This is a genomic window from Pseudoalteromonas sp. S1609 (genome assembly GCF_005887255.1).
Taxonomy (GTDB): domain Bacteria; phylum Pseudomonadota; class Gammaproteobacteria; order Enterobacterales; family Alteromonadaceae; genus Pseudoalteromonas.
Map to the genome: position 1 here is coordinate 57,402 of NZ_PNDJ01000013.1, position 12,237 is coordinate 69,638.

At 39.4% G+C, this 12,237-nt stretch carries 10 protein-coding genes; 8 read left to right on the forward strand and 2 right to left on the reverse strand.

Annotated features, from left to right (window positions below; translation table 11 throughout):
• Positions 1 to 44: 44 nt before the first annotated feature.
• From CWB76_RS04460 to CWB76_RS04475, 4 genes are all read left to right on the forward strand, one after another.
• Entirely contained in the window at positions 45 to 1,985 is a 1,941-nt protein-coding gene (locus CWB76_RS04460) for a RecQ family ATP-dependent DNA helicase (RefSeq protein WP_138605750.1), read from the forward strand.
• A gap of 106 nt (positions 1,986 to 2,091) precedes the next feature.
• Entirely contained in the window at positions 2,092 to 3,165 is a 1,074-nt protein-coding gene (locus CWB76_RS04465) for a porin (RefSeq protein WP_138605752.1), read from the forward strand.
• Positions 3,166 to 3,176: 11 nt separating this feature from the next.
• Positions 3,177 to 3,584 carry a substrate-binding domain-containing protein gene (locus CWB76_RS04470; protein WP_138605754.1) on the forward strand — a complete coding sequence of 136 codons (408 nt, stop codon included), beginning with the start codon at positions 3,177 to 3,179 and terminating at the stop codon, positions 3,582 to 3,584.
• Between the two features lie 155 nt (positions 3,585 to 3,739).
• Positions 3,740 to 4,042, forward strand: a complete 303-nt coding sequence (locus CWB76_RS04475) for a YkgJ family cysteine cluster protein (RefSeq protein WP_138605756.1) — start codon at positions 3,740 to 3,742, stop codon at positions 4,040 to 4,042.
• A 31-nt stretch (positions 4,043 to 4,073) separates the two neighbouring features.
• Here the strand turns inward: CWB76_RS04475 and CWB76_RS04480 are convergent, their stop codons facing one another.
• The gene (locus CWB76_RS04480; protein ID WP_138605758.1) at positions 4,074 to 5,438 is read right to left on the reverse strand and encodes a TrkH family potassium uptake protein; all 1,365 of its coding nucleotides are present in this window, start codon (positions 5,436 to 5,438) and stop codon (positions 4,074 to 4,076) included.
• A gap of 2 nt (positions 5,439 to 5,440) precedes the next feature.
• Positions 5,441 to 6,094, reverse strand: coding sequence for a potassium channel family protein (locus CWB76_RS04485; protein ID WP_138605760.1), 654 nt, complete (start codon positions 6,092 to 6,094; stop codon positions 5,441 to 5,443).
• A 281-nt stretch (positions 6,095 to 6,375) separates the two neighbouring features.
• Between CWB76_RS04485 and CWB76_RS04490 the strand changes: the two genes are divergently transcribed.
• From CWB76_RS04490 to CWB76_RS04505, 4 genes are all read left to right on the forward strand, one after another.
• A complete protein-coding gene (locus CWB76_RS04490; protein ID WP_138605923.1) occupies positions 6,376 to 7,701 on the forward strand; it encodes a DUF4118 domain-containing protein in 1,326 nt (441 codons plus the stop codon).
• Positions 7,694 to 8,362 carry a response regulator gene (locus CWB76_RS04495; protein ID WP_138605762.1) on the forward strand — a complete coding sequence of 223 codons (669 nt, stop codon included), beginning with the start codon at positions 7,694 to 7,696 and terminating at the stop codon, positions 8,360 to 8,362. Before CWB76_RS04490 ends, CWB76_RS04495 begins: the two co-directional genes overlap by 8 nt.
• 203 nt (positions 8,363 to 8,565) lie before the next feature.
• On the forward strand, positions 8,566 to 10,680 hold the full coding sequence (locus tag CWB76_RS04500) for an ATP-binding protein (protein WP_249363156.1): 2,115 nt from the start codon (positions 8,566 to 8,568) through the stop codon (positions 10,678 to 10,680).
• A gap of 19 nt (positions 10,681 to 10,699) precedes the next feature.
• On the forward strand, positions 10,700 to 12,235 hold the full coding sequence (locus CWB76_RS04505; RefSeq protein ID WP_138605764.1) for an HD domain-containing phosphohydrolase: 1,536 nt from the start codon (positions 10,700 to 10,702) through the stop codon (positions 12,233 to 12,235).
• The last annotated feature ends 2 nt before the right edge of the window (positions 12,236 to 12,237 follow it).

Here is a 12,237-nt window from a genome sequence, read left to right on the forward strand (position 1 = left end):
GCATTTACAGTATTTATGGGCACCGACATAAAAAGGACGCTTTTATGAGTACCTCGCTAGTTCAGTCTCTTGAGCAACATTTTGGTTTTAATCAGTTTAGAGCAGGGCAACAACAAACCATAGAGCAATTGCTAAATGGCCAATCATCACTGGCTATATTCCCAACTGGATCGGGTAAATCCTTGTGCTATCAACTTACTGCGTTACATTTACCGCATTTAACCTTGGTGGTATCGCCATTATTAGCGTTGATGAAAGATCAAATAAGTTTTTTAAACAGTAAAGGCATTTATGCCGCAAGTCTTGATTCAAGCCAAGATCAAATGCAAAGCAGTACGGTAATGAACGACGTGCGCAGTGGTAAAATTAAAGTGTTAATGGTGTCAGTTGAGCGCTTTAAAAACGAACGTTTTAGAGAGTTTATTAGCCAAGTGGCACTTTCTATGTTGGTGGTAGACGAAGCGCATTGTATTTCTGAGTGGGGTCATAACTTTAGACCCGATTACTTAAAGTTACCGCGTTACCGTGAAGAGCTAAATATTCCGTTAGTGCTACTATTAACCGCCACCGCTACTAAAAAAGTTAAACGCGATATGGCAGAGCGATTTGCTATTGATCCACAATGCATTGTGCAAACGGGGTTTTATCGCGCTAATTTAGATTTAAATGTGCTGAGTGTTAAAACGGCTGATAAAAATACTGAGCTTACTGAAATTGTCCGTGCGCAAACCGGCCCCGGTATTGTGTATGTCACGCTGCAGCAAAGTGCTGAACAAGTGGCCAATATGTTAAGCGCACAGGGCCTGCAGGCGGTGGCGTATCATGCCGGGCTTGAAGACACCCTACGCGGGCAAATTCAAGATGATTTTATGGCGGGAAAAATAAATGTAGTGGTCGCCACTATTGCCTTTGGCATGGGGGTTGATAAATCAGACATTCGTTTTGTAATTCACTACGATTTACCTAAATCAATTGAAAACTACAGCCAAGAAATTGGCCGTGCAGGACGTGATGGCAACCCATCGAATTGCTATACGCTGGCTAATCTAGATGGCTTAAATACAGTCGAAAACTTTGTGTACGGCGATACCCCAGAGCTCGGCGGTATTGAATATGTTATTAACGATATTCGCCAAGCTCAACAGCAATGGGAAATGCAAGAATATAGCTTATCTAGCGAAAGTAATATTCGCCAGCTTGCCCTTAAAACCTTACTGGTACAATTGGAAATACAAGGTGCAATAACCCCGCAATATGCGTATTACGCCGATTTTAAGTATAAATTTTTAGTTGATAAAAATGAGTTGCTTAATCAGTTTGATCAGCAGCGCCAAGCTTTTTTATCGCAAATATTTAGCCATACCGACTTTAAAAAAATATGGGGTACACTTAACTTTGATTCTCTAACGCAAGCCGCACAGGTTGACCGTAAACGTGTGGTAGCCGCACTTGATTACTTAGCAGAAAAAAACCTTATCACCCTTGAAACCAAACGTATTACTCAAGTGTACAAAGTGCATAGCGAGGTGATTAATAACCCTGCACTTGCCCAGCAGTTACATGATTACTTTACCGATAAAGAGCAAGCTGAAATAAAACGGATTGCTGCTTTGGTGCGTTTTTTTGAGCTGCAATCTTGCTTAAGCTATAACTTAGCCCGTTACTTTGATGATGCAAATGCGCCACAGCAATGTGGGCATTGTAGTGTGTGCCGTGGACATGCGGTCAAGCTTGAATATTCAATCACTCCTGCAAAAATTGATACAGTACTTATATATCAAAAGGTGGATGAGCTTTTGGCGCATATGGCAACGAAAGGGGTGCATAATGTTGGCATTGAAACCCAGTGTCGGTTTTTGGCGGGAATGAGTGTGCCGCTATTTGCACGCAATAAAGTACGCCAACTAAGTGGTTTCGCATTGTGTGAGCAACAGCGCTACAGCGAAATTAAAGCAATATTGCTATCAAGGTCGGCGCCTAATTAATATTAAAAAATCAGTATAAAATAAAAAGTGTTAATTTTTTGTTTCTTTTCCTCGCTTTACTATACTCAAGCTGGCTATGACGGCCATTATAATAATGAGGTGATCAATGAAACTGCAAAAAATTATACTATTGGGGGTATTTGTATCAGCAAGTAGTTATGCTGAAGTTAATATTTCAGGTTTTGCGAGTATTAATGCGGGTAAAGTGCTAAGCGGCACCGGTGTACCGCAATATGGCGTTGAACCAACCTTTCTTGCGGACTACCCAAATGTAAGTGCCTACACTGAAGATTTATCCTTTTCGCCAGAGTCTTTGATTGGATTACAGGTATCAGGCGATTTAGGTGAAGGCCTTTCTGTCACTGGTCAGCTAGTTGCCAGAGGAGTTAACGACTTTGAGGCAAACTTTGAATGGGCCTATATTTCTTACGATATTAACGATAATTGGACTATTCAAGCCGGTAAGAAGCGTTTACCACTATTTTATTATTCAGACTTCTTCGATGTAGGTTATGCATATGTGTGGATGCGGGCCCCTGCTGACAACTATACATGGCAAGTATTTAACTACGAGGGGGTTAATTTACTTTACTCAGGCTCTGTAGGTGACTGGGGAGTATCTGCAAATGTTTATACCGGTAAAGAAGATGATGACGATAACAAACTGTTATCAGACTTCTTCTTTCAAGAGCCGACAAGAGAAATTTGGGAAGATATGCTAGGCGGCGTACTACTACTTAATCGTGACTGGCTCGAACTAAGAGTGACCCACATGCAATATACCAACAAGCGTTTTCGCGCGGGTGAACCCGTTTTGTGGGACGGTAAAGACAGCAGAGATGGTAAATTTTATGGCTTAGCTGCAAATCTTGATTTTGGTGATTTTTTTGTTTTAAGTGAACTTAACCGCTTAGACCTAGATGGTAATCTCGATACTTATATGATCAGTGCGGGCTATCGTTTTGACTCAATTACCCCCTATGTCATGTTTTCAGACTTTGAACAAGAAGGTGAGGGCGATACAGAGCAACATAATACATTTGCTGTTGGTGTGAGGTGGGACTTTCATCCGTCAGCGGCATTTAAAGTGCAATACGATAGGGTTAAAGATGACTCGTTCGATTTAGCTGTGGCCGGTGATAGTAAAGCAATCACCCTTGGTGTTGATGTTGTATTTTAAGGAGAAATAAAATGAAAAAATTAATATTATGTGTATTGTTCTTGTTTACTAACTTCGCCTATGCAGATTTTGCTATTATTGTGCATCCCTCAAATGAAAGTAGTTTTGATGAGTCTGTTATTAGTCGAATTTATACAGGAAAAGAAAAGTCATTTAGTAATGGTAATAAGATCATTCCAATATCTCAAGAATCAAGCAGCGCTGCAACCGAGCAATTTAATAGTAAATTGCTCAACAAAACTTCTAACCAGTTAAAAGCATATTGGTCAAAACTGATTTTTACAGGAAAAGGCACACCGCCTAAAGAGTTAGAAAATGACAGTGAAGTGATCAAAATGGTCTCAGCTAACCCTAACACCATTGGCTTTGTTTCTTCATCGGCTGTATCGGATAACGTTAAAGTGGTTTTCACTTTTTAATCCGTAACTAATAAGCGTGCTGATTAACCAGCACGCTTTTTTAGTAATTGGTTAATTACATATGACGATGTTTATAAAATCTGACAGTTATTTTACTGTCACCATTGCTCCGCTCGTGTATCCTGTAGGTTGTATATCATTTCTCATAAGTCTGTATGTCAAACTCAATCATTGCTGTTGAAAATATCGATACAACCGCCGTTACTTGTGCTAATTGCCAAGCGTGTTGTTGCCAATTAGAAGTGCGTATCGTTAGTGATACCGGTGTCCCTTTTCAGTATATTGATTACGACAAATGGGGCAGTGAAGTCATGAAGCGCGGCGACGATGGTTGGTGCCAAGCACTGGATCGTAATACGTTAATGTGTACTATTTACGAAAATCGCCCATTAACGTGTCGAGAATTCGAAATGGCGTCAGATGAATGTATTACCGAACGTAATTTAGCGGGTATTTAAAATGCGGGCTGATTAACCCGCGTTAGTGTTGTTAACCAATAGAGAGTTGCGCGCTTGGGTATCTTAGTTTTTTACTTCGTGGACTCGCTAAAAAGTAGGCGAGAGTGAGCGGACCTATTCTGCCCATAAACATTAAAAACATAATAATAAACTCCCCCAGCGGTGATAACGATGACGTTAAACCGCGTGAAAGCCCTACCGTACCCAGTGCCGATACCGCTTCAAAAGCAACATCTAAAAAAGGTGCATCTTCAACGACCAGTAATGTAAAAATAGCCAACCAAGTGACTCCCGCTGAAATAATGGTTAAGGCTAATGCTTTATACACTGAATCTTTGTCTATTTCTCGGCGTAAAACGGTGACGCCTTTGTCACGCCTTAAGTAGCTATAGGTTGCTAATATTAAAACGATAAACGTAACGACCTTTATGCCACTTGCAGTACTCAAAGAGCCGCCACCAATAAACATAAGCATCATAGTTAAAGCGGTACTGGCATTTTTTAATTCTTCAATAGCAATGGTATTAAACCCCGCAGTACGAGGAGTAACGGCTTGAAACCAAGCTGCTAGCCATTTACCTATTTCAGATAACGGCTGCAGTGTTTTTGGATTATCGTATTCAATTACGTAAATAAGCAACAATGCAATAACGTTAATAATAACAGTGCTGATCAGCATTAATTTACTGTAGGGACTGAGCTTGGACCAACGCTTTGATTTATATAAATCTGTTAATACGGTAAAGCCAAGGCCACCAATAATAAACAAACAGGTGATTGTTAAATTTACAACGGGGTCTTCTACATACTGCATTAAGCTGTTAGGACTTAATGCAAACCCTGCATTGTTAAAAGCGCTAATAGTATAAAAAAGTGCATGAAAAAAGCTTTTTTGTAAGCCCATTTCGGGTAGCCAATACAGCGTTAAAATAATAATGCCTACAGATTCAACGATTAGCGCAAACAGCAAAACAGACTTAGCGGTATTTACCAACGTAGATGTATCTGTTTGATTAAAGGCAGCTTTGGTCACTGTTTTTTGAATAAAGCCAACTTTATTACCCAGCGCCATTAAAGTTACAACCGCAAAGGTCATTAAACCCAGACCACCCAGTTGAATTAATAACGCAATAACGCCTTGTCCAAAAGGGGTAAACACTGAACCCGTATCCACTACAACTAGTCCAGTTACAGTCACCGCGGAGGTTGCTGTAAACGCACTTTGTATCCATGAAATAGGCTCATAGGTTGCAAAAGGTAGTTTTAACGCCAACGTCCCTAGCGTTATTAATATTAAAAAACTACAGCAGAGAACAAGCGGTGGAGCCGCATTGAGTTTTTTATGCCCATTGGCTTTTCGATCTATAGGTGTTTTGAGGGGATGCCATAAAACCATAATTATAAAAGCCTTGGTGCAAGATAGTTTAGTTCGACTCGATTACCTGATAACAGTAAAGTGTCGTAGGTAAGTAACTCAAAGTCGTCATCAAGTTTGACAAACGTTTGCTTTGCGCGCTTGACCAATAATGAGTTTACAGTGCCTTTTATTTCCTTAAGTAAATGCCCTAGTTTTGTTTTATGTAAGTGCGCTTTTATACTTACTTCAACAACGTATAAGCCATTGCCTAAGGAAATATAATCGTTTACTACAGGGTAATTAAGCGCTTGTGCAACGCGCACGCCCATTTCTTCTTCAGGATGAATAATGCGTGTTACACCTAGCTTAGAAATAATTGTGTGATGGGCTTTGGTGCTCGCTTTTACCCATATTTGCTTAACAGCTAGGTTTTTTAGTGCAAGCGTGCACAGAATGCTCGATTGCATGTCTTCTCCAATCGCCACTAAAACGGCCTGACTGCTCGCTAAATCAAGCTCTTTAAGTGCGGCTTCATCAGTGGAGTCGCAAACAACGGTTTCTGATAAATGCTCAACATATTTTTCAGCTAGTTTAGGGTTACTATCAACCCCAGTGACTGTATGCCCTAAATGAATTAACTCAAGGCTTGCTGCAATGCCAAATCGACCTAATCCGATCACTGTAAAATGTGCCATGTTGATACCTAAATTAAAGTTAAAAGAGAGAAGTGGTAAAGTCCATTTGGTCAATAAACAGTTAATACATAAGCTGTACGCTTCACTATTTTTATCCAACCTGACATACGTATTACTCCTTCTGCTGAAGTTAGAATATGAGTTATTAGAGTAACAATGTAGGTAGGCGTTAAAAGCTTTATAAAGATTTAACGAATTAGATAAAAAACTTTATAAAAACTTTATAGAGGCAATCTCGAAAAGGCAGTAGTCTAGGTGCTTAAATGTTAGAGGAAAAATTAATGAATCAGGCTGAGGCTAAACCACATTGGTATAAAGCATTGTTTTTGTCGGTAATAATGCCATTAATTGTGGTTATTGCCATTTACCCTGTACGTAACTGGTTTACTACCACCGATATCGTGATGCTTCAGTTATTATGGGTGACTTGGGTTGCTGTGCGCAGTAATCGTCGTCTTGCCATACTAACCACCTTAGTGAGTGTGGCGTGTACAGATTGGTTTTTTGTTACCCCTAATTTTACTTTTCATATTGAAAACATAGAATATTTAGTAACCTTTATGGTTATGCTGATTGTTGGCTTTGTGATCAGCCAATTGGCAGGGGAGCTCAGTACTAAAGTTAGGGATGTGCAATTACATGCGAGTAATAGTCGCACCTTGTACGAACTGGCCAAAGACTTAAACAGTCTAGATACGCTGGATGAACAAAAAAAGTACTTTGTAGAGCGGATCGGTAAGCATTTAAATGCATGTTGCACATTTATGCCTGCAGCACCGCGGGGCAATAGTGAATTTATATTGCTTAGTGAGGCTAGTCCGAGCTGGGGCGGGTTTAATTTTACTAAACGGTTAACGCAAGGGCAAAAAGCCTTTGCTGACACTGCTATTTCGCTTCTTTATCAGGTACATGAAAAAACGTTATTACGCCAGCAGTCGGCTGCTATTTCGGTGCAAGCGGAATTAGAGCGCGCTAAAAATGCACTTTTACGTAGTTTGTCTCACGATTTACGCACACCACTGGCAACCATTATGGGCGCATCCAGCATGCTTGCAGATGATGAAATTACCCTCAGTGACAGCGTGATAAAAGAGCAAGCGAGTAATATTTATGAGCAAAGTAAAATACTTAATCAGCACTTTGATAAAGTAATGGAGTTAAGCCGAGTTAACAAAATGGGTGAAAACCTAAGTTGGCAAACAATAAACTTACAAGCACTACTTAGTGAAGCTAAAGCTCGCAGACAGAAGCAACTCACTCATTTTGTTATAAATACCAATATAGACGCTCAGTCAAAATGCGTAGGGGATGTGACTTTGTTAGAAATTGCACTGGCTAATATGCTCGAAAATGCATGGCGTTATGGTGATAAAAAGGTGAGCGTTGAATTTACGCAAAGTATCAATCAGCAAAAGGTACGTTATCAGTTACTTCTCACTAATAACGTGATCATTAAAGCGCAAACAAGTAGCGATGAAGGTGTTGGGTTAGGCAGTATTATTTGTGATGTGGTTGCTAAATTTCACCAGGGCACATTTACATTAACAATTAATAACGAAACAAATATGGCGTACGCAAAGTTAATCTGGGAAAAAGATAATGACTAAAATCTTGATATTGGAAGATTCTCCCCCTCTACAAAGCTTTTTAAAAACCTTGTTGCAAGCCAGTGGTTACGAGCTAAGCATTTGTGATAAAGGATTAGATGGTTTTGCACGTTTAAGTGAGCAAAGTTACGATCTTGTATTATTAGATTTAGGCCTGCTAGATATGGATGGTCAAGACTGGTTAATTGAGTTTCGACAATGGAGTGCCTTACCTGTTTTAGTGCTGTCGGCTCGAGATGGCGAAGTTGAAAAGGTCACTGCGCTTGATAATGGGGCAAATGACTATATTACCAAACCGTTTAGCGCCAATGAGTTGCTAGCCCGGATTCGGGTTTTATTACGCAGCCAAAGCCAGCCGAGTGTGGCATTTACCTGCGGGAATATAAAAATAGATCCACAAAAGCACAGAGTAACCACTTCTGGAAATGAGATAAAACTTACTAAAAAAGAGTACGCAATACTATTATTACTGTTCCAGAATAAAAATACAGTACTTACCCATAATGCAATTTTAAGCCATATTTGGGGAGCGCAATACATAGACCGCCCTGAATACGTCCGAGTCCATGTGGCACAGCTCAGACAAAAACTTGAGGCTAACCCCGCTAGTCCAAAATATATCTTAACTGAACCAGCTGTGGGTTATCGATTGGCCGATTAAAAATAAAAGTTTTGTAGAGTGTTTTTGTCTTTAAACCATACCCTATTTAACAATCTTATCTACTAGGCTGCTGGTATTTTAATACCCTGCTTTCATACTTATTTCTACACAATTCATTTGCCTAGAAAGTTTTTATAGTCTAATTTTTAAGCTTACTACTTCAAATCCTCAGGACATTGGCTTGCTTGTTTAAGCCTAAAATTATGCGACTAACACTCATACATTCTTTGCAAGGAAAAATGCTGCTTTATTTGGCATTTCCCGTAATGCTTATTATTACTGGTATTTTGAGTTACTGGTATTCAACCAGCCTTAATCAGGCTGTTATGCAAGCAAAGCTTAACTTGAGTCAGACCGCCGATACTATTGCTGCAAAAGTAAATGAAGAGACGCAATTGGCAGTACGCACTACCGAAATTATGGCCTTAGCACAGCAAAATGGGTTGTTTGGTGATAGAGAGGCAAGTATTAACTTTGTTCGTGCAGTGCTTAAAATGAATCCTTCATTCGTGGGGGCTTCTTTTGGTTATGAGCCTAATGCCGATAATCAAGATCAAGCCTATGTGAATGCTTCGCCATTAAAAGAGGGCGTTTATGTAGACCAAACCGGTCGTTTTTTACCTTATTGGCATCGTGATTTTAGTGACTCTGAACGCTTGTTACTTGAGCCCTTGGTGGACATGGAATCTAGTCTTTATTATGAGGGAGTACGTCAACAGTTTTTACGTGATGGCAATACCGAAACGATGATCACTGAGCCCTATGTTTACGAGGGAAGAATGCTAGTTGAACAAAGTTCGCCCATTATCATTAATGATAAATTTGTCGGTATGGCAAGCGTAGATAGAGCACTTGCTGACATCACTGAGTTTTTACAAACCATAAAGCAGCAAGTAAAAATTGATGTTTTGCTACTCAGTCAACGCGACAACGTGATTGCAACGACATTGAATTACTCAGGATTAAAAACGAAAGCAATTTTAGATACTAATTATGCAAGTATAGCCAAGCAGCTAAAGTCACAGGGACAAGAAAGAGAGGTACTATCTGCTAACGATCCTTTTGATTCTGGGGTTTTCTATTTTGATAAGGCCAAGGTTGCCACTGGTAATTGGACAGTGATAGTGCGCCGCTCTGAATTGGATATTATTGGGCCTATTCAAGCGCAATTTAAACCATTATTGGCAGCCGCTTTTGCAAGTGTATTACTGATTTTTTTACTCTTTTGGTATTTTATTAACAGAACAACTAAGCGTATTAATATTGCGATTAAATCTGTTGAACAGCTAGCTAATGGAGATTTATCTATTCATGTTCAAAAATATATGACTCAAAATGATGAGCTTGGCACTATGTTTAGAAGTTTTGAGCGTTTAATTAAAGCCAGTAAAGATATTGATCAGGTTTGCTCTGCGATTGCAGCAGGTGATTTTTCTAAAACAGTTTCAAAGCGCGGTCCTTATGATCGTTTAAGTGATTCTATTAATTTAATGTCGAGTAAACGCCACGAGGCAGAGCAGGCTCTAGTTGAGCAAACCATAGAGCTTCGTCGCACTCAGCAAGAGCTTGTTGAAGCAGAAAAAATGTCGTCACTTGGAAGTTTAGTTAGTGGTGTAGCCCATGAGGTGAATACGCCGCTAGGTGTTTGCGTAACTGCGACGTCGCATTTAAGAGAAATGCTGATTGAAACTAAAAACAAGGTGGCTTCTGGCTCCTTGAGTAAAACGCAGTTTAGCGAATTTATTACTGAAGTTGATTTAAGTTGTGATATTTTACTAAAAAATATGCAGCGCGCCGCAGGTTTAATAAGCAGTTTTAAACGTGTTGCGGTTGATCAAACAACCGAAGAATTACGTAATTTATATATAAGTAGTTATTTAAATGAGGTGCAAAAAAGCCTTTACCATACCCTCAAAGCAACACCCGTTGACATTACTATTAGTGCGAAAGAACCTGAGCCTGAAGTGTATTCTGATCCTGGTGCTTTAGCACAAATCTTCACTAATTTAGTAATGAATTCAATTATTCATGGTTTTAAAAATGGCAGCCAAAAAGGGCAAATAAGTGTTCATATAGACTACTCAGATTCTGTTTGCATTCATTATCAAGATAACGGAAGAGGCATGACTGAAGAGGCAGAAAAAAAAGTATTTGATCCTTTTTACACCACAAATAGAGCAGGTGGTGGCAGTGGTTTAGGAATGAACATTGTGTACAACCTTGTTGTACATCGCCTAAAGGGGCAAATTTTTATAAAGGAAAAACAATCAACGGGAGTTTATTTTTTTATTCAATTCCCCTTAACGCTACCGAATTAATAACTAGTAGAGTGTGTTTATGGATTGGTTACAAGATGATGAAGTTGTAAAACAAGCGGTCGACAGCAAGCATGTTGAACCATGGAAAATCTTAGTGGTTGATGATGATGAATCTGTACATCAAGTAACTCAACTTGCAATGAAGCGCTTTGAATTTGAGCAACGCCCTATCGAGCTGCACAGTGTTTATAGTGCAGCTCAAGCAAAAGAAAAACTACAAAGCTCAGAGCGCTATGCATTAATTTTATTAGATGTAGTAATGGAAACTGAGCATGCAGGATTAGATTTTGCACGATTTGTTCGCCAAGACTTACAAAATGTATACAGCCGAATTATTTTACGAACAGGTCAGCCAGGGGTTGCGCCAGAGCGCAGTGTTATTCGCGATTATGATATTGATGGTTATAAAGCGAAGAGCCAACTGCAAAGCCAAGATCTTGAATTGATTTTTTATACCTCTTTGCGCGCCTATCGCGATATTTGTATGCTACAAAACCATCGGCACAACTTAAAAAGGCTAATAATAGCAATTTCTACTATTACCCAAATTGGTGACTTGGTTGAGTTTACCTCTGTTGTAATGGAAGAGCTAAAACTAGTACTGAATATGAGCTCCGCCAATTTGTATATTGATGCGCCTAAGGTCTTTGGTATTTGCCAGTTAGATGAAAAGCTGCAGATGATTGAGGGAGAGCTTTCTGGCATACATTTATTCACGGGCAATGGAATTGACAGTATTCCACAAAAACATCAAGAGTATTTTTTAAGGGCAAAGCAAACTAAGCAGAATTTTATAGCAGAAGATCATTATGTTTATTTTCATCATTCGCAAAAAGGTTTAGATTCCATCTTAGCGTTTCAGTCGCTGCAGCCGGTAAAAAAAGAAGCTCAACAGCTAGTAGATTTATTTTTGGGTAATGTAGTACTGACCTTTGAAAGCCTCTTATTAGCTAATTCAATTGAAGAAACCCAGCAACTGGCTATTTCACTAATGGGAGGAGCGATGGAGTCACGCTCCAAAGAAACCGGCTCACATGTAATCAGGGTTGGTTTATATGCAAAACTATTAGCGCAGCTAAATAATCAAAATCAATCATACTGCGATAAAATTAGTTTAGCAGCACAGTTACACGATGTAGGAAAGGTGGGAGTTCCAGATTTAATTTTAAATAAGCCAGCTAAATTGGATGCTGATGAATGGGAAATTATGAAACAGCACACTACCAAAGGCTGGGAAATACTCAAAGGTACGGGAAATCCTGTCATTGATATGGCGGCTAATATTGCGATTGATCATCACGAACGTTGGGATGGAGCTGGTTATCCACACGCAAAAAAACAGCAAGAGATCAGTTTAGAGGGGCGAATTACTGCGATTGCTGATGTATTTGATGCGTTATGTTGTCGTCGTTGTTACAAAGAGCCTTGGAGCATGGATGAAGCAAAGGCGGAAATAATTAAAGGCGCAGGTAATCATTTCGATCCGACGTTGGTTGAATTATTTGAATTGAATTTTAATGCGTTTAAACAAATTTATTTAGACAGGCCTGAGTAACG

What these genes read in the sequence shown, in the direction of transcription:
- CWB76_RS04460 (WP_138605750.1), top strand. Translation starts at nt 45, where the DNA reads ATGAGTACCTCGCTAGTTCAGTCTCTTGAGCAACATTTTGGTTTTAAT.
- CWB76_RS04465 (WP_138605752.1), top strand. Translation starts at nt 2,092, where the DNA reads ATGAAACTGCAAAAAATTATACTATTGGGGGTATTTGTATCAGCAAGT.
- CWB76_RS04470 (WP_138605754.1), top strand. Translation starts at nt 3,177, where the DNA reads ATGAAAAAATTAATATTATGTGTATTGTTCTTGTTTACTAACTTCGCC.
- CWB76_RS04475 (WP_138605756.1), top strand. Translation starts at nt 3,740, where the DNA reads ATGTCAAACTCAATCATTGCTGTTGAAAATATCGATACAACCGCCGTT.
- CWB76_RS04480 (WP_138605758.1), bottom strand. Translation starts at nt 5,438, where the DNA reads ATGGTTTTATGGCATCCCCTCAAAACACCTATAGATCGAAAAGCCAAT.
- CWB76_RS04485 (WP_138605760.1), bottom strand. Translation starts at nt 6,094, where the DNA reads ATGGCACATTTTACAGTGATCGGATTAGGTCGATTTGGCATTGCAGCA.
- CWB76_RS04490 (WP_138605923.1), top strand. Translation starts at nt 6,376, where the DNA reads ATGAATCAGGCTGAGGCTAAACCACATTGGTATAAAGCATTGTTTTTG.
- CWB76_RS04495 (WP_138605762.1), top strand. Translation starts at nt 7,694, where the DNA reads ATGACTAAAATCTTGATATTGGAAGATTCTCCCCCTCTACAAAGCTTT.
- CWB76_RS04500 (WP_249363156.1), top strand. Translation starts at nt 8,566, where the DNA reads ATGCGACTAACACTCATACATTCTTTGCAAGGAAAAATGCTGCTTTAT.
- CWB76_RS04505 (WP_138605764.1), top strand. Translation starts at nt 10,700, where the DNA reads ATGGATTGGTTACAAGATGATGAAGTTGTAAAACAAGCGGTCGACAGC.